Genomic DNA, 18,555 nt, shown 5'->3' on the forward strand with positions numbered 1-18,555 from the left:
TTATTTTTTGATGATTTAAATGATTTGATATTAACTGAGTATTGCTCCGGATAAAGAGAACTCAAAATAAAGAAGGTTCAAATTAAAAAGTGTGCTTTATCCGCGTCATTGATTATCCAAGGCTTTATCCAAGACAGCTTGATATAGCAGCTCAGGTTTGGCATTTAAGAGACCATTGCCAAAACCGCGCAACCACCAGACCAGCTGGGAGGTCAAATTCACCGTTGCCTGAATGGTCAGTGTGTCATCGTCATTCAAGGTAACCGTTTGATCATCGCTAAGCTTGCTTTCAGTTAGGCTTTTGCCCGCTTGTTTGGTGAATTGTAGCTCAATAGGCATATTTTTGCCATGATCGGACAGCTCACGAAATAATGGATGGCTAAAGCCCATACCACCGGCGTCCAAATAACTGTCAAGGTGAAAATTATCGGGAGTCTTTGCGGCAGTTTCTAAAATCTCGACGCTGGCAAATCGATGCAAGGCAAATGTGCGAATGACAGTCTCTGGATCATCCGTGCGAGTTGCCAGTAGGTAAATGATGACGCCGCGTTGAATGATAGCGATGGGATTTAGGATGTATTCACCGGCTTGCGATTTATTGCTACGGGTATAGCAGGCTTTAATTTGTAATTGATAAAACAGCGCGTGGTAAATATTGTCTTTGCTATCCAAGTCAATATGTGGGGCGATTAATGGCTGAGTGGCAGGCTCGATGCGCACTCTGTCTATCCATGAATGGGTGACTTTGCTGTTTTTTAGCTGCCGCCGTGCTAGGTCAAACCACGGAAATAACTCATCTAAAATAACAGGCGGTAATAGCTGGGTCAGATTGGCCTCAACCATATTAAAGGCAACCGCTTGTGAGAGATTCATGTGCGGTAAGCTTTGTAATGGTGCATCATCACGCCAGCGCCAGCCTTGCGGATTGGCATTGTTTTTTTCGATAGGGAAACGTTTCGCCAGCGCATTTAGGTCGCGCTGTACCGTGCGCAGGCTAATATCAAAGCCTGCCATCATCAACTGCTCATAAATATGCGTGGTACCCACCCAGCGATTGCGCTGTAGTTGTGATAACACTTGCCACTGCCGCGCCGTCGTTGCTGCGCCGTGGCGATTATCGCTGCTGTCTTCTGAGACATTGTTGCCCGCAGCCGCTACGCTATTGGCTTGCTCAATAGCATCTGTTTGAGTTTGGAGTAGGTTGGCATTAGCAGGATGTACAGTCATTAAGCGATAACCTTTATGAAGTCACGAGTCAGTTTTTAGGTATCTTTATCGAGTCACTAGCCGTTTATCATCGCAGAAAAGCATCGTAGCGTCTAGGGCATCCCATCAATTAACCTATTGATTCATTAAGTGGTTTTAAATGGCTAAATTTCGCTATACATCAGCCTATATGGCATTAATGGACATTTTGGTATCATCAGTATCCACACTCTGATCGATGCTTTGATTGATACTAGGATCATCATCCATCACAGCTTCATTATTGTCTTTCTTGTTTTTACGTTTCTGTTTTTTTCTCTTGTCTGCTTTTTTCTGACGTTTTGCTTTCTGCTGCTTTTTATCTTTCTTTTTGGATTTTTTTTCGTCAATGTCATCGTCATTGTTATCTTGATTTTCATCCCATAACATCAAACGGCTTAGGACTTTGCCAAACAATGTCTCTTTACGATAGCGACCTTTTTTATTCACGGTATCGATAGGTAGACCAGTCATTAACGTCAGTGCTTCACTTAGAGTATGCACACCATAAATATGAAATTCGCCTGCTTTGACAGCGGCAATGATATCGTCGCGCAGCATGAGCTGTTTAACATTGGCCATCGGAATGACCACGCCTTGCTGCCCAGTCAATTCTTGCTCGCGGCATGCATCAAAGAATCCGGCAATTTTGGAATTGATGCCACCAACCGCTTGCACTTCGCCCAATTGGTTCATAGAGCCAGTAATGGCAAATGACTGATCAATCGGCACATTTGCTAAAGCGGACAATAGCGCACAGCCTTCGCTAACGGTGGCACTATCGCCATCGATATGCGCGTAGCTTTGCTCAAAAGCAAGTGAGGCACTAAAGTTGAGCGCATGATGTTGGCTAAATAAGGCGCGCAAATAGCTGGTCATAATCAGCATGCCTTTGGCGTGTAAGCTACCACCCAAATCCACGTCGCGCTCAATGTCGAGAATCTCACCCGTACCGATATTTGGTTGAATAACGGCAGTCAGGCGGGCGGGCATGCCAAACTCACTATCGGCATAGCTGACCACTGTCAGCGCATTGACTTGTCCGACAGCGCTGCCTGTGGTTTGGATAAGCTGTTGACCGTTTTTGAGCTCATCCCAATAGAGGTCACGCAGGTATCCTGAGCGCTCGTCCATATCATCGATGGCTTGCGTGACATGATGAGCATTGACAATGTTGTTACCGCTCAAACGTGCATGACGGTTGGACTCATGCAATAGCTTAATCAGTAAATCACTGTGCAAACTTAAGCGATCTTGGTCTTCTGCTTGCAGGCTTAAATGCTCGAGTAGGGCGGCTTGTGCACTACGATCAAACGGGTAGAGGTCGGCATAATCAATAATGTCGGCCATTTTTGCGACCAGTGCCAATTCGTGCTCACTGCTGCGAGGCACATCATCATGAAAGTCAGCACGTACTTTAAATACCGCATCAAACTCAGGCTCAAGCTCTAATAGCTCATAATACAAGTCTGCTTCGCCAAGCAAAATCACCTTAGTATCAAGGTCAATGGGCGCAGGTGCTAATGATAAGCTTCCTGTTAAGGTTAGCATCTGCTCAAGACTTGAGAGTTTGATTTTACGCGATTGTAGTGCGCGCTTAAGACCCTGCCATGCATAAGGATGCTCAAGTAAATGACTGGCTTCTAACAATAAATAGCCGCCATTGGCACGATGCAGGGCGCCCGCTCGAATCATACTGACATCGGTGGTCACCGTGCCCAGTTGGGTGATTTGCTCAACATGACCCAATAAGTTCAAATGCGTCGGCAAATCTTCAAAGACAACGGGTGCGCCGCTGTCTGGTGTGTGACTGACAATGACATTGACCGCGTAACGGCTCGGAGTCGTCGCCAGAACTGCCGTCACAAACTCTTCATCATCGCCATTTACGATGCGCTCGACATGCGTAACCATGTCGGCAAATACCGCTTTGAGATAATCAACGACCAGCGGATGACTGGCAAACTGCTCATAAATAGGGGTAAACAAAGGTTGCAGTGCACGACGTGCAATATTGCGATGTAATGCTTCTATGGCGTCATTGGCTTCGTCTTCTAACTGCTCTAAGGCGATGGTCAGCTGACTCAAGCGTTTTTGCATATGGTTCTTTTGCACGAAGTTACTTAGCTCAGCTTCGTATTCACTATTGCCATATTCGTTGTCGTTACCGTCAGTAGCATCTTTGCTAGAAATAGTCGTTTTCTTACTTTCTCCGATTACTGATGTGTTTTGACTGTTGATAGATGTTTTGGCATCTTTATTATCCGCATTATTGTTTTCAGTCGCGACTTGATCGGTTTCTGTTGTCAGTTGGCTTGGATGGACAAACACGGCTTTGTTATCAAAGGAGCGAAACGTCAATGCCAAATCATATTGCTTACCCTCAGCATTGAGCACATCATAAGCCTGACTTTCTTTTTGATGCGTGTCGTTTTTGATGGCTTCAATCTTGCTTTGATACTGGTCGCTACGAAAGCGCTGGCTCAGGCGTTTTTTGGCCTGTTGCCATAGACTATTAACTTGCTGCTGCAGTAGCGAGGCTTGACCAGCAGGAAGGCGCAAGGCGAGCGGTGTGCGTGGATCGGTGAAATTATGTACATAGACCCAGTCATCAGGTGTCGGCGCATCGGCAGCGATACGGGTCAGTAAGCGGCTGATAACGGTGCGTTTGCCCAAGCCATTTTCACCAGCCGCAAACACATGATAGCCACTGGCTTTGATATCCAAAGCCGTCTGCAACGCTTTTAACGCACGCTGTTGACCAAAGCCCACGTCCAAATCTGGCGCGGTACGTGTGTCCGTCGGCAGCTCATCGGCATTGCTATAGCGCTTTAATTGCTCAGCGCTGACAAGGCAGTGCTGTTTTACCTCAGTAAAGAGGGGATGCGGCGTATCTAGTGTTGTTTGCGTGCCGTCTGTCGTTTGGTCGGTCAATTCAGCAATGGGTGTTACCATATTAGTCGTGTCTTTTATATTAGCGTCATTTGATGTTTTGGACATAGGGGCATGTTTCTGTTCGGTCATAGGCGTATGGTGTGTCGTCTTAAAAAATGAATTGTTTTTAAAGGGTAGAGTAGGTATTAATTTTTTTACACAGTTTCTTTATGCTTAATTTTTAATGAGTAATTTTTTAATTGGTAATAAGACATCTTACAAGATATGGCGGTGTTTTAAATAAGTCATTAAACGCAGATTTGTATCATAATTGGATGCGTCACTGAAAATAATCAATAAAAGAGCAACAGATAGAGGGTCAGTTTAATGCCATCAAAGCAGAATAACGCCTCAATAGCCGCGCAGATAGTATAAGATGTCTCACATTGGCGCAATCTGCAACTATTCAATAGGCAGACTGCATGATAAAATAGACGGTTCACATGTCAAAACTGGATAACTCGTTGTATGTCAGCTTCCGCTAAAAAAACTTCATCGCCTGCCAACATGGGTAATATCCATATCGACCCGACTGGCTTTGTAAAGCTTGGCGCGCAATTGCCAGCGCTAGCTAATACCTTGGCACAAGCGATTAATGAGCTAAGTCTACCGTTAAGTGAGACGCAGCAGCGCACGTTATTATTGTACTTAGACCAGCTTTTATTGTGGAATAAAGCGTATAATCTGACCGCTATCACCGATCCAGAAGAGGCGCTGATTAAGCATGTGATTGATTGCTTGGCTATTATAACGCATTTGCCGTCGGGGTCACTGCTAGATATCGGTACAGGGGCTGGCTTGCCCGCCGTAATAATTGCGATTTGTCAGCCTGAGCGGCAGTGTACGGCGCTTGATAGCAATCAAAAAAAGATTCGTTTTATTAAGCAAATCAGTAGCGAGCTGGGCTTGAGCAATATGCAGCCTATCGCCTCTCGTATTGAAGCGCATGAGGCCAGCTATGACGTGGTCACCTCTAGAGCCTTTGCCAGTCTAATCGATTTTGTTGAGGCCGCGCAGCCAAGACTGGCGGATAATGGTTATTTATGTGCGATGAAGGGTAAAGCGCCAAGTGATGAAGAGTTACAAGCGCTAGATAACGACTGGCATATTAAGACCATTAAGCTTAACGTGCCACGTCTGCATGACAGTCGTCATTTAATTGAATTGTCTGCTAAAAATGTCTAAGCTATGAGCACCTTGTAGTCGTGAAACATCGTTTACCTTGATATTTAAATAGCATAATATCTAAAAAAGCCTTATGCAAAGCGAGCCATTTATATTATAAGTATCATGTGTATTATAGTGATAAGAAGCTGAACGCCAAAGATTGCGATTGCTAAAATGACTATTAATAACAGGCAATTATTAAAAGTAGGCAGTCACAGATACATAGTACAGACAGTCGGTAAAATACAGTAAAGACCCTAATTAAATTGAGTGAGTGTATGGAAATCATAGCAATTGCGAATCAAAAAGGCGGCGTGGGTAAAACCACAACGGCAGTAAATTTGACCGCCAGCTTGGCTGCTAAGCGCAAGCACGTACTGCTGATTGACCTAGACCCACAAGGCAATGCGACCAGTGGTACTGGTGTGGACAAAAACGACTTAGCGCTGACGATAGCCGATGTGTTGCTGGATGGTGTCTCGCTATCTGATGCTATTGTTAACAGCCCAGCAGGGTTCGATGTGATCGGGGCCAATCGTGATTTGGCTGGTATGGATATCACCTTAATGAGTAAAACCAACAGTCATGAGCTGTTTAAGACAGCGATGGCAGCGTTGGTCAATGATCAGATCGCGGCTAACAAACCTGCTTATGATTATGTGATTATAGATTGCGCCCCAAGCTTAAACTTGCTGACGATTAATGCCTTGGTCGCCACCGACGGGGTTATTATTCCTATGCAGTGTGAGTATTATGCATTAGAAGGCTTAGCGGACTTGTCGCAAACGATTGAACGTCTAACAGAGCTCAATCCGAAGCTATATATTCGCGGCGTCGTCAGAACGTTATTCGATGCGCGCAATACATTGGCTCGCGATGTCTCTGCTGAATTAGAAGCGCACTTTGGCGATATCATGTACAAGACACATATTCCAAGAAACATCCGCTTGGCAGAAGCACCCGCACATGGCTTGCCAGTTATCGCGTACGAGCGCTGGTCAAAAGGGGCGCGTGCTTATCAAAAATTGGCTGCTGAAGTGATGAAACAGTAATAAAAAAGCCAATAGTTTTGTGTGTATAAGCACCAAAAACTAGTCATAATGGAAAATGACCAAACAGAAAATAGTATTAAACATCGTATTTATTATCGTCAGTCCAAAATAATATCAATACAAGACAACTGAGTGCTAGCGATACATTAGTATGGTCAGCGGGGTTGAGTCTGTAGTGATTTATAGTGGGCAGGCTGTAGCAATGAGTAAGCCGCAGTAACAATTATTTGGCTTTTATTTTAGCGTTAGAGGATAGGTAATCATGGCGAAGAAAAGAGGATTGGCTGCTAATCGAGGCTTGGATGCCTTGTTAGGGTCAATCAAAAAAGAAAAGCAAATTACCGCCTCTGCCTTGCAAGATGATATGGCTGCGCGTGACAACACTGTGCCAGCTGAAGCGCTAGAAGCTGATAGCGAAGAAGCCAGTGCGCCTGCCAAAACTGCTCGCGCCAAAGCCAGTGAAAAACCGGCTGCAAAAACTACAGCGTCTGTCGCGACTGATGGTAGTCGTACCGCCCGCTCGCCGCGTACGGCAAGCAAAATACCTGCCAATAAGTCTCGTGCCGTTGGTACAGACAATAATGGAGCAGAAGACCAAATCAGCTTGGTGCAAATCGATGTGACACGTCTACAAGCGGGTAAATATCAACCGCGCCGTGATATGAGCGAGACTGCCCTAATGGAATTGGCCTCTTCTATCGAGCAGCATGGCGTGATGCAGCCCATTGTTATCCGTCCACTATTAGCCAACGAAGACAAAAGCGAGGCATTCGTCACCCACGAAATCATCGCAGGTGAGCGGCGCTGGCGTGCAGCAAAAATGGCGGGCAAGTCTGTCATTCCTGCCATTGAGCGTGCCCTATCAGATGAGCTGGCCATTGCGCTGGCATTGATTGAAAATATCCAACGTGAAGATTTATCAGTGATTGAGCAAGCCGCTGCACTACAGCGCTTTCATACAGAATTTGGCATGAGTCATGCGATGATTGCCGAAGTCGTTGGCAAAGCCCGCACGACGGTATCGAACCTGCTGCGCCTGAATCAGCTACACGATACGGTAAAAGATCATTTGGCTAACAGTGCCTTAGATATGGGGCATGCGCGCACGCTTTTAGCATTATCCTCAGAACAACAGCCGATTATCGCGCAAAAAATTATCGATGGCGGCATGACCGTACGCGACGCTGAAAAACTGGTCAAATCGATCTTACAGCCTGCACCTAAAGTCAGTCGTACCGAGCAATCTCACTCTCGTGATGCAGAGCGTTTGACACAGCGTTTGACCGACATGCTAGGTGCTGAAGTCAAATTGAAACATAAGAAAGATGGGCAAGGAAGTGTCGAGATATTCTTCCATAGCCAAGATCAGTTAGCCGCCTTGATAAAGCATATAGAAGCGCAAGCTTAAGACGCTGCATAAGTGCGACTACGGCTTAAATGCTTAGATATAGAGCTATCCTTGTAACAACCATTTTATAAGTATATAGAAGAGAGTCAGTATGTGGGAGTTGGTAAAGGCGGGCGGTTGGTTAATGACGCCGATTGTAGTGTGTTCAATACTGGCATTAGTCATCATCATCGAGCGTAGCCATACCTTACAGTTTAATAAAATTGTACCGGGCAGATTGCGCGAACAGCTAATCACCCGCCTACGCGAAAACGGCGATATTGGCCGTACCCAGTTGATGAATGTTAAAGAAAAGACACCCTTGGGTGATATTTTAGCCACTGGTTTGCTCTATCGTCAGTATGGTTTGGACTCGATGACCATGCATATGCAGAATCGTGCCAGTGTGCAGGTACATCAGTTAGAAAAGAACATCAATATGCTCGGTACCATAGGAGCGATTGCGCCGCTACTCGGATTATTGGGGACGGTATTGGGGATTATCTCATCGTTCTTAGCGATTACTGATGGCGCGATGCAAGACCCAACGATGCTCGCCGCTGGCGTGTCCCAAGCACTAATCACTACAGCAGCGGGCATGATTGTAGCTATACCAGCGTTGGTTGCCTATCGTTATTTTCAGCGTCGTATCATTGATATCAACGCCCAGTTTGAGACCCAAGCAGGTCTGATGATTCAAGAGTTGTATGATTATCAATTGCTTGAAAATACTCATAATACTCATTTGAAGAAGCCAATACAGGGTGCATCACCTGCCGAAAATGAAGACAATAAGCATGTAGTGGATGCGCTAAGTTTAGATAATAGTACGGCAGCAACGTCATCGTATTAACAATGGTATGAGTCGTATTCGCAATAATATGAACAGTCGTTCATTAAGAAAATAAGTATTAAGTCAATTAAAGAGAGTGATATGCGCTTTAGAAAACCAACGGTTGAGCCGCTCGAAATTAATCTAACGCCAATGATTGACTGCTTATTATTCTTAATTGTGTTCTTGCTACTGGCGACGTCGTTTAATCATTTTAGTCGCTTAAATATCATTCTGCCCGAAGCAGAAGGTGTGGCACTGACAGAAGAGAAAAACAGTATCGAGGTGGCGGTACAAGAGGATGGCAGTTATTTGGTTAATGGTATTACTCTTGCCAGCAGCAATGAGGCTGAGTTGACCAGTATGTTACAGCAAGAGGCGGGCAGTAATCGTGACATGCTATTTGTTATTGCAGCGGATGCCAATGCTACCCATCAATCAGTGGTGCGGGTCATGGATATTGCCGGTAAGCTGGGTTTTTTAAACCTAAATATTAGTACCGTCGTACCACTCGGTCAGCCTTTGCCACAATAACTTTTACCACAATAGCCTTTGTTTTTGCACCATAATTTCTAATTGTACGATTTAAAAAATGTCAGCTTTGCACCGCTGTTGTATAACATCAAAATCCTATAAAATTGTGCCATCAGCACAGTCCATTCATGTCACAACACCCAAATTGAGGCTTTTATGAGCCAAGCTTATCAACCTGACTCTACAAAAACTTCTACTAAGAGCACATTAGTGTCGCCAGCCAACACGCCTAAGCGCAAAACATTATTGCGTCTACTCAGTTATCTAAAACCCTATTGGTGGGCACTGTTACTAACAGTTTTGGGTTTTTCGATTAACGCCGCGACAGAGATTTGGATTGCCAAGTTACTGCAATATATCACTGATGCCATCAACCAAAACGATCAAAGCAAGCAAGATTTATTTCCGCTTTTGATTGTCGGGCTATTCTTTGTGCGCGGTATTGGTAGCTTTTTAGGTAATTATTACTCTGCTTTGGTCTCTCGTAATTTGGTATATGAGCTGCGAGTGGAAGTCTTTAATAAACTACTGCGCTTGCCAAGCTCGTTTTATCTGGCCAACCCAGCTGGCACCATCTCGTCAAAGCTCATCTTTGATGTTGAGCAGGTCACCGCTGCCAGCACTGATTCGATGAAAACGGTATTGCGCGATGGTTTGACGGTCATAGGATTGATTGGCTTTTTGCTATACAGTAATTGGCGTTTAACCTTGATTCTGTTTGTCGTTTTGCCGCCGATATTATGGCTGATTCGTATCGCCTCCAAGCGTTACCTTAAGCTTTCTAAAGGTATTCAACAGACGATGGGTGATGTCAGTCATATCACCAATGAAGTCATCGGTGGCTATCAAGTGGTCAAAAACTACGGTGGACAAGCGTACGAATCCAAGCGGTTTGATCTGACTTCAAAAAAGAACTTACGCCAAGGCATGAAAGTTGTCATCACTAACAGTATTAACACACCAGCGGTACAGTTACTGATGGCGATGGCCATGTCGGTCGTGGTGTGGCTCGCGCTGCGTCCTGCAGTGATAGATAATATTTCAGCTGGTGAGTTCATTTCTTATATTGCGGCAGCAGGGCTATTGAGTAAGCCGGTACGTTCACTAACTGATGTCAATCAGAAATTGCAAAAGGGTATCGCAGCAGGGGTGTCTATCTTTGCTTTACTGGATGAGCCAGAAGAAGAAGATACTGGCGTGTTAAACCCAGCACTATCTGGTGAGATTCGCTTAGATAATGTCAGCTTGGTTTATCCTGACTCGACGGTGGCCCTACGTGACTTTACGTTGGATATCCGAGCAGGTGAAACGGTTGCACTTGTAGGACGAAGTGGCGCGGGTAAGTCGTCCTTAGTGAACTTACTAACGCGTACCTTATCGACTTCTTCTGGGCAAATTACCTTAGATGGTATGCCGATAGAAGATATTACCTTAGAGAGCTTGCGCGCCCAGATTGCTATGGTCAATCAGCAAGTGGTGCTATTTAATACCACAGTATTTAATAATATTGCCTATGGTGGCTTGGCCAATAAAACCCAAGCTCAAGTTGAGCGGGCCGCAAAAGATGCCTTTGCCCATGACTTTATTGTGAAGATGCCAAATGGTTATCAAAGTGAGATTGGTGCTGAAGGTCTGCAGTTATCTGGCGGTCAACGTCAACGTTTATCGATTGCCCGTGCGCTATTAAAAGACGCGCCGATTTTAATATTGGATGAAGCAACCAGCGCTTTGGATAACGAATCTGAGTATTACATTCAGCAAGCGCTTGATAACGTGATGAAAGATCGTACCACGCTAGTTATTGCCCATCGATTAACCACCATTGAATCGGCTGATCGTATTGCAGTGATGGATGGCGGTCAGATCGTTGAGTTAGGGACACACGACGAATTGATAAGATTGCAAGGTCATTACGCACAAATGTATGAGCGCGATTTTGAGTAAGAGTGTGAAGGGTTTTGCTAAGATTTGAACGACGGGCTGCTGAGCGAGCATTAAGATAATGGAAAAGTGACCAATACCAATGAGCATTGAGACGACAGTGACGCGTGCATGGCAACGTCAAGCCGCTTGGTTATGGCTATTATTGCCGATTAGCTGGTTGTATGGGCTCATTACCATGCTGCGCCGTCAAGCTTATAAGTTTGGATTACTAGCCAGTTACCGCGCCCCCGTTCCTGTGATGGTGATTGGTAATATCAGCGTGGGCGGTAGCGGCAAAACGCCATTAATTATTGCTCTGGTCGACTATCTCCAAGCGCAAGGTATTAAAGTAGGGGTAATCAGTCGTGGTTACGGTGGCGATAGCAGTCAGATGCCAGCCTTGGTCGATGCCGCCAGTCTACCCAGTGTGGTAGGGGATGAGCCTTGTTTAATTGTCAATATGACGGGTGTACCAATGGCGGTCTGCCCGAATCGTAAGCAAGCGATTACTACTTTATTGGCTGCTCATCCAGACCTACAATTAATCATCGCCGACGATGGTTTGCAGCATTATGCGTTGCAACGTGATATTGAATGGATTGTGGTCGATGCAGCACGGGGCTTTGGCAATGAGCAGTTATTGCCGACCGGGTTTTTACGTGAGCCGATGTCGCGCTTGCAAGGCGCCACTGTTATTTACCATGAAGAGCCAAAGACCAGTTCAGCTTCTGATACTAAAAATATCCAACAGTCACAAGCCGAGCGTCTGTCCATGCACCTGCAAGCGGACGACATGCAACTATTGTGGCAACCGGTATTGGCTGACGCTAAAATGACGAGTTTACAAATAACTGATTTGCGACCCTCTGATTCGCAAGTTGGTGATTTTCAATTAACAGATTTTGAAGTAAATAACAAAGCACCTGAAAAGGGCAGCAAAGTCCACGCTGTAAGCGGTATTGGCTATCCGCAGCGGTTTTTTGATACTTTACACGCGCTTGGTTTTGAGGTCATTGGTCACCCTTATCCTGACCATTATGAGTTTAGTATGGCTGAGCTGCTGCAATATCGCGAATATCCCATCGTGGTAACCACTAAAGATGCGGTAAAACTAAGAGCCTTACTATTGCAACTAACTGCTCAACAACCACTAAGTGCTGAGTATAAAGTCCTCATAAGTAGACTTTGGGTATTGCCGGTGACCGCAGTATTGTCGGATAGTTGTTATGATAATTTACAGCAGCAATTAAAAGTTTTAAATATTGATATCTGTAATAGTGAAAAGCCGTAAAGCCTAAAATTCAAATGATTTTTGTAGGAATAAACCATGTCGCCCACCATTACGCCCGCCAAAACGCATATTGTCGTTCCTGCTCGTTTTAAGAGTACGCGATTACCCGGCAAGCCATTATTAAACATTCATGGCAAGCCGATGATTCTTTGGGTCGCTGAAAAGGCACAGGCAGCACACTTCGCTGATGATATGTGTATTGCGACCGATGATGAGCGTATTGCCAAAGTATGTATAGATGCAGGTTTTGATGTGGTGATGACCAGCGCAGAGCATGCTTCGGGGACTGACCGTTTGGCAGAAGTTGCTGCGATTAAAGGCTGGGCTGAGCATGATATTGTGGTCAATATGCAAGGTGATGAACCGTTGGTACCGCCGCTATTATTAGAGCAGGTGAAGGCGCTGTTGGTAGCAGACAATGACAGCGTGATGGCTACTTTATGTGAGCCTATTGATGACCACGAGACTTTTATGCGTCCATCAGTGGTAAAGGTTGTCAGTCAGCATGCTAATGATTTGCAGCGAGCGCTATATTTTAGTCGAGCACCGATTCCTTGCGATCGCGATGTCTTATTGGCTAATGAAAGCCAGAAACAGCCGCCCAAAAATGCTTATCGTCATTTAGGGTTATATGCTTATCGCGTCAGCCTATTGCAGCAGTTTGTGCATTGGCCGCAAACACCGCTTGAAATACTTGAAAGCTTAGAGCAATTACGCGTTTTAGAGAATGGTGGTCACATTGCTATTGCCACCGCCGCTTGCCAGCTACCAGCAGGTGTCGATACGCAAGAAGATTTAGACCGTTTAAATAGCATGAGTTTGGCAGATTTTCAGAATCCTATGGCTAAATAGCCTAAGTAAAAATATGATTTTTGCCAAGCAATATTATTGTGACGCCTAGCAATCGCACTATCTACTAATCGCGCTATTTACCAATTCATCAAACGCAGTTGTTAAATACGGCCGTGGAATATGATCGTGAAACACAGTCATCAAGCATCGCTATCGAGCAAAATTTATGAGTGACCTCACAGAAAATACAGGTGCATTAGATACCTCAGATGGCATTTATTTTGCACCGTTACTGCCGTGGCAGCAAAGTCTGTGGTCGCAGTTGACCAATCGGGTATCAACGTCGCAGCAGTCTTTGCCTCATGCCCTGCTCGCAGCAGGGATGCAAGGCATGGGTAAGCGCGCGTTTGTATGGCGCTTAGTCGCTTGGTTATTGTGCCGCAAGCGCGATACTCATCCATCTGGCGCTTGCGCAGAATGCGAGAGCTGTCAGTGGCTCAGATCCGGTACCCATCCAAGCCTACAAGTGCTTCCTCTCGTCAGTATGCCAGTCAGTGCAGAAAATATAAGCAATAGAGAAACTGCCAATAGTAACGCTAAAGACAAAAAATCTGCCAAAGCCGCCAGCAACAGTGCTCTTAAAATAAAAGTTGATGATATTCGTGCGTTGCAGCCTTTTATTTATCAAGGCGGGCAGGGGATGCGCATCTGCGTGTTAGATCATGCCGAGCAAATGACCGTTGCTGCTGCCAATGCGCTACTTAAGACGTTGGAAGAGCCACAAGCGCAAGTCCATTTATTCTTAATCAGTGATACGCCAGCGCAGCTATTACCCACTATCAAAAGTCGGGTTCAGCAGCTAGCTCTGCAAACTATTGAGCCTGCTAGCGCTGTTGACTATGTCACACAAGCGCTTGGGTCTACAGTTAATCGTGAAGCGGTCGCTACGTCGGCGATTGAGCAGCTTATCCAATTGGCAAACGGTGCGCCTTTAGCAGCAATAGCGTTGGCGCAAGCACCTTGGTACAGTAAGCGCGCGTTATGGCTGACAACATGGCAAGCGTTACGTAGTGGCAAACGAAGTAGCGTGGCAGCCAGCGATTATTGGCAAACCCAGCTGAGTATCGCAGAGTTTATCCAGCTGTCTGAGCTGATGCTGCTTGATATGCGCCGTGTCTGCTTAGGATTGAGCGAGCTGCAAAAAGACATCAGTCTCTCAGTAGCATTAGACACTTATCAACCTACTGACAGTGGTTTAGAGGGCTTTGCGACTAGCCTACAACAGACTAAAATTGCGCTACAACAAAATGTGCAAGAAAAATTCGCCTATGATAAGCTAATGCAAGAGTTGGCCTATCTATAGTCAATCCACCATAGAAAGTAAGTAGAGCATGACTAAGAAGATTAAGATGCTTAATGATCATTTGGTGGTTTGTTAATGTACTGGTCTCTTTATTATTTATTATGTATTATTTATTACTCATAAAAATATCTCAAACCTCATTTATAAAGGAAGCGGACTATGGCAATGCCAGGGCGTGGCGGGATTCTAACCTGCCATATGGAAGATATCGAAACGTTGTACGCCAGCTATTTATCCTTTGTCAATAATGGGGCATTATTTATTCCCTCTGACCGCGTGCAAAAGCTGGGCGATGAGGTGTTTATTGCGGTGACTTTACCCAACTCTAGCGAGCGTTTACCGATGAATGGTAAGGTGGTATGGATTAATTCTAAAGCCCAAAGCGGTCGTCCAGCCGGTTTTGCCGTGCAGATTGGCACTGATATCGCAGGCCAAAGAATTAAAAACGAAGTCGAGCGTTTATTGGCTGGTAAGATTGACAGTTTACAGTCTACTTATACTATGTAGCATGTATATAGTCAGAGCACTTTTAAACCGCTACGGTGTTACCCGCCCTAGATGTACTCAGTGTACTATCTGCGGTCGGTCGCCTTGTAGCGATTCTAAAATTCCTTGACTATATCTATCCATACGCTTATCTGTTGAAATAATAATGAGTTTCAAAATAAATAGTGGGATAAAAAACGCCGCCTTATATATAAGGCGGCATTTTTTTAAGTAAAATAAGGCTGGATTAAGTAAGACTAAGTAAAGAAAAAAGATATGTTAATAACGCGGTGGTACATACATATCGTCTGGAATTGGCTCACGATAGTATTCATCATCACGCTTGCGTTCGGGCAATTCTACTTCATCGCGTGGCACTTCTTTATAAGGAATTTGCTCAAGCAGATGAGCAATACAATTTAATCTCGCCCGTTTCTTGTTATTGCCTTCGACCACCCACCAAGGTGCTTCAGGAATATGAGTACGCTCGAACATGGTTTCTTTGGCCTTGGTATAATCCTCCCAACGCCGCCGTGATTGCAGGTCCATCGGTGAGAGTTTCCACTGCTTAAGCGGGTCATGAATGCGGCTCATAAAGCGCGAATGTTGCTCATCATCAGTAATCGAAAACCAGTATTTGACCAAGCGAATGCCGGAGCGCACTAGCATACGCTCAAACTCGGGCACCGACTGAAAAAACTCCTCATACTGCGCATCCGTACAAAAACCCATAACGTGCTCGACGCCGACGCGGTTATACCAACTACGATCAAATAGGACAATTTCACCAGCGGCAGGTAAGTGCGCCACGTAACGTTGAAAATACCATTGTGATTGCTCACGTTCCGTTGGTGCAGGTAGGGCAGCGACTCTACAAACGCGCGGGTTTAAGCGTTGGGTGATACGCTTAATGGCACCGCCTTTGCCCGCCGAATCACGACCCTCAAATATCACCACAATACGCTCACCGCGAGCCACTACCCAATCTTGTAGCTTGATAAGCTCACGTTGCAAGCGCACCAACTCTTGGAAATAAGTACGCCGATCGAGCTTTTCTTGTGCGCTCATCTCACGGCCATCAAAACGAAAATCGCGCATATAGTCATCGATTTCGTTCTCAAGCTCTTCATCATAGGTATCAATTAAGTCTTCATGCATTCTACGACGCAACGTATCGTCAAAGACTTCTTTGTCGATACGTTCAATAATAGTGGTTTGTTCTAGCTGGTTCTGATCACCGCGTTCTTCCGTTCTTAAAGGTTGGGGGTCAATCGTTGAGAATGTTTTCGTCACATCAAACTCCTCAGGGCTAAAAATGGCTTGCTTAAGCTTTTTTAACAAATACTTTGTCATACCCATAAACGTTACCTTTGATCGGCTAAGTGGTTTTGCAAACCCTTGTTGTTAGAGGTTCCTTAATAATAACAAATACAGCCAACAAAAAAATGCCCTTTAATTAATTAAAGGGCATTTTTAGTTGAAACTAGTGTGTTGGTTAAACAGGTCAACCAACGCATTTATTCCGCATGGTTATTCTTGCTGTTTTTAAGATTACTTCTCTAAGATACAAGTAACGCCTTGACCGCCAGCGGCACAGATAGAGATAAGGGCACGACCTGAGCCTTTTTGATCCAATAATTTAGCAGCAGTGGCTAAGATACGACCACCAGTCGCAGCAAATGGATGACCTGCTGCCAATGATGAACCATTGACGTTGAGCTTGCTACGATCGATAGAGCCTAGTGGGGCGTCAAGACCTAGACGCTCTTCACAGAATTTCTCATCTTCCCAAGCCGCTAGCGTTGATAGCACTTGTGAAGCAAAGGCTTCATGAATCTCATAAAAGTCAAAATCCTGTAGTGTCAGACCAGCGCGCTCAAGCATACGCGGTACGGCATAAGCAGGTGCCATTAGTAAACCTTCTGTCGTGCCAGACTTACCGATGAAATCAACAGCGGCGGTCTCTTGATGGACGATGTAGGCCAATGGCTTAAGACCGTGCTCTTTTGCCCATTCATCCGTACCCAATAGTACACAAGAAGCACCATCAGTTAGCGGCGTAGAGTTGGCGGCAGTCATCGTTGGATTGGCATTCTTTTTGCCAAATACGGGCTTCAATTTACCTAGTTTCTCTAAAGTAGTGTCTGGACGCAAGTTATTGTCGCGAGTCAGACCTTTGTAAGGTGTAATCAAGTCATCAAAGAAACCTTCGTCATAAGCGCGTGCTAGGTTTTGATGGCTATTAAAGGCCAGCTCATCTTGTGCTTCACGGCTAATATTCCACTCAAGCGCAGTGATGGCCTGATGGTCGCCCATAGATAGACCAGTACGTGGCTCACCGTTTTGTGGTGAATCAAGTAAGTCTTTTGGATTTAAACCCATCAGTGCTTTTAGACGTTGTTTGTTGTCTTTAGCAGCACCAAGTTTGATAAGAACTTTACGTAGGCCATCGCCAACTGCGATAGGGGCGTCAGAGGTGGTATCTACACCACCAGTGATGGCTGAATCGATAATGCCAAGGGCGATTTTGTTGGCAGAAGCAAACGTCGCTTGCAAGCCAGTCCCACAAGCTTGTGAGATGTCATAAGTAGGGGTATGCGGGTTTAGAGCGGTGCTTAATGTGGCTTCACGAGTTAGGTTGATGTCACGGCTTAGCTTCATAACGGCACCAGCAACGACTTCACCGACTTTTTCGTCTTGTAGATTAAAGCGCTCAATCAGACCGTTCAACGCAGCGGTTAGCATATCTGTGTTGCTGACGTCTGCGTATGAGCCGTTTGAGCGGGCAAATGGGATACGGTTACCCCCTAAGATTGCGACGCGATTTTGACCTGAAGCAAGTTTGCTCGCGCTTGACTTTTTCGCAGTAGTGGCGGTCTTTTTAGCAGCTGCAGTATCGACTTTATCATCCGTTTCTTTTGCGCTGGCAGTGCTTTTGGTGTTCGTGTTTTTAGTGTCAGTATCTTTTACAGCAGATGTTTTGGCCGTAGTTGCTTTATTATCGGTGCTGCTGGTTTTATTAGCGGCAGTGTCTTTTTTAGCGCTATCTGCTGACTTAGCATTGTCTGACTTGGTATTTTCAGACTTAGCATTGTTTGCTTTGCTATCAGTAGACTTTACGACTGTGCTTTCAACAACAGGGCTCTCAGGGTGATTATTTTTATTACTCATAATATTATCCTTAAAATATTGGCAGAAGAAAAAAAGAAAATAGCCCTTAAAAAGGGTGACTAATCAAAATATATTGCTTAAGTTGCTCAGCAGTATGACTCAGTGATTTAATGCAGTGAACAGATATTATCATTTATTGTACCGTCTAGCTGTGTATCATAAGGCGTTTTTGCTGCCTTACTGTATGTCTTTAGCAAACTATGTGACTCTTATTTAAGCTCAGTAATCTCTCAGTCCACTGATAGCTATAAAGGCAGCCATGATATTTCTTAGAATGATAACTTTCGTAGACTGGCTAGTATTGATTATTAGCATTGCATAACGGCACGTTTGATAATATATTGTTATCGATAAATGCATTTGCCATAACTTATAGGT

General features: G+C 45.0%; 14 protein-coding genes. 10 read left to right on the forward strand and 4 right to left on the reverse strand.

Translation table 11 applies throughout. The annotated features are described in order from the left end of the window. Positions 1–105: 105 nt before the first annotated feature. Together AAEY80_RS07815 and AAEY80_RS07820 are read right to left on the reverse strand one after the other, a co-directional pair. A complete protein-coding gene (locus AAEY80_RS07815) occupies positions 106–1,227 on the reverse strand; it encodes a helix-turn-helix transcriptional regulator (RefSeq protein WP_201566224.1) in 1,122 nt (373 codons plus the stop codon). A 165-nt stretch (positions 1,228–1,392) separates the two neighbouring features. Continuing rightward, positions 1,393–4,245: an ATP-binding protein gene (locus AAEY80_RS07820; protein WP_227693153.1), complete on the reverse strand. Its 2,853-nt coding sequence runs from the start codon at positions 4,243–4,245 to the stop codon at positions 1,393–1,395. Positions 4,246–4,686: 441 nt separating this feature from the next. On the opposite strand from AAEY80_RS07820, the gene rsmG reads away from it, so the two are divergent. The 10 genes from rsmG to AAEY80_RS07870 all read left to right on the forward strand — a co-directional run bounded on the left by rsmG (position 4,687) and on the right by AAEY80_RS07870 (position 15,027). Next, the gene (gene rsmG / locus AAEY80_RS07825; RefSeq protein WP_374190023.1) at positions 4,687–5,364 is read left to right on the forward strand and encodes a 16S rRNA (guanine(527)-N(7))-methyltransferase RsmG; all 678 of its coding nucleotides are present in this window, start codon (positions 4,687–4,689) and stop codon (positions 5,362–5,364) included. A 260-nt stretch (positions 5,365–5,624) separates the two neighbouring features. Continuing rightward, a complete protein-coding gene (locus tag AAEY80_RS07830; RefSeq protein WP_037025999.1) occupies positions 5,625–6,398 on the forward strand; it encodes a ParA family protein in 774 nt (257 codons plus the stop codon). A gap of 262 nt (positions 6,399–6,660) precedes the next feature. Continuing rightward, positions 6,661–7,806, forward strand: a complete 1,146-nt coding sequence (locus AAEY80_RS07835) for a ParB/RepB/Spo0J family partition protein (RefSeq protein ID WP_201575783.1) — start codon at positions 6,661–6,663, stop codon at positions 7,804–7,806. 91 nt (positions 7,807–7,897) lie between these two features. Then, positions 7,898–8,638: a MotA/TolQ/ExbB proton channel family protein gene (locus AAEY80_RS07840; protein ID WP_173239498.1), complete on the forward strand. Its 741-nt coding sequence runs from the start codon at positions 7,898–7,900 to the stop codon at positions 8,636–8,638. Positions 8,639–8,719: 81 nt separating this feature from the next. After that, the gene (locus tag AAEY80_RS07845; protein ID WP_025651795.1) at positions 8,720–9,151 is read left to right on the forward strand and encodes an ExbD/TolR family protein; all 432 of its coding nucleotides are present in this window, start codon (positions 8,720–8,722) and stop codon (positions 9,149–9,151) included. A 156-nt stretch (positions 9,152–9,307) separates the two neighbouring features. Further along, on the forward strand, positions 9,308–11,095 hold the full coding sequence (msbA, locus tag AAEY80_RS07850; protein ID WP_101211435.1) for a lipid A export permease/ATP-binding protein MsbA: 1,788 nt from the start codon (positions 9,308–9,310) through the stop codon (positions 11,093–11,095). Positions 11,096–11,174: 79 nt separating this feature from the next. Continuing rightward, entirely contained in the window at positions 11,175–12,365 is a 1,191-nt protein-coding gene (lpxK, locus tag AAEY80_RS07855) for a tetraacyldisaccharide 4'-kinase (RefSeq protein ID WP_201575782.1), read from the forward strand. A 36-nt stretch (positions 12,366–12,401) separates the two neighbouring features. Then, positions 12,402–13,217, forward strand: coding sequence for a 3-deoxy-manno-octulosonate cytidylyltransferase (kdsB, locus tag AAEY80_RS07860; protein ID WP_350588150.1), 816 nt, complete (start codon positions 12,402–12,404; stop codon positions 13,215–13,217). A 166-nt stretch (positions 13,218–13,383) separates the two neighbouring features. Continuing rightward, positions 13,384–14,520, forward strand: a complete 1,137-nt coding sequence (locus tag AAEY80_RS07865; protein ID WP_350588151.1) for a DNA polymerase III delta subunit-related protein — start codon at positions 13,384–13,386, stop codon at positions 14,518–14,520. A gap of 159 nt (positions 14,521–14,679) precedes the next feature. Next, on the forward strand, positions 14,680–15,027 hold the full coding sequence (locus tag AAEY80_RS07870; RefSeq protein WP_201566215.1) for a PilZ domain-containing protein: 348 nt from the start codon (positions 14,680–14,682) through the stop codon (positions 15,025–15,027). Between the two features lie 258 nt (positions 15,028–15,285). Here AAEY80_RS07870 and ppk2 read toward each other — a convergent pair whose 3' ends face one another. Both ppk2 and AAEY80_RS07880 read right to left on the reverse strand, forming a co-directional pair. Next, positions 15,286–16,365 carry a polyphosphate kinase 2 gene (gene ppk2 / locus AAEY80_RS07875; RefSeq protein ID WP_240990777.1) on the reverse strand — a complete coding sequence of 360 codons (1,080 nt, stop codon included), beginning with the start codon at positions 16,363–16,365 and terminating at the stop codon, positions 15,286–15,288. Positions 16,366–16,557: 192 nt separating this feature from the next. Beyond that, a complete protein-coding gene (locus AAEY80_RS07880) occupies positions 16,558–18,177 on the reverse strand; it encodes an acetyl-CoA C-acetyltransferase (RefSeq protein ID WP_201566214.1) in 1,620 nt (539 codons plus the stop codon). Positions 18,178–18,555: the final 378 nt, after the last annotated feature.

The organism is Psychrobacter sp. 78a-MNA-CIBAN-0178, assembly GCF_040309625.1.
Taxonomy (GTDB): Bacteria; Pseudomonadota; Gammaproteobacteria; order Pseudomonadales; family Moraxellaceae; genus Psychrobacter; species Psychrobacter okhotskensis.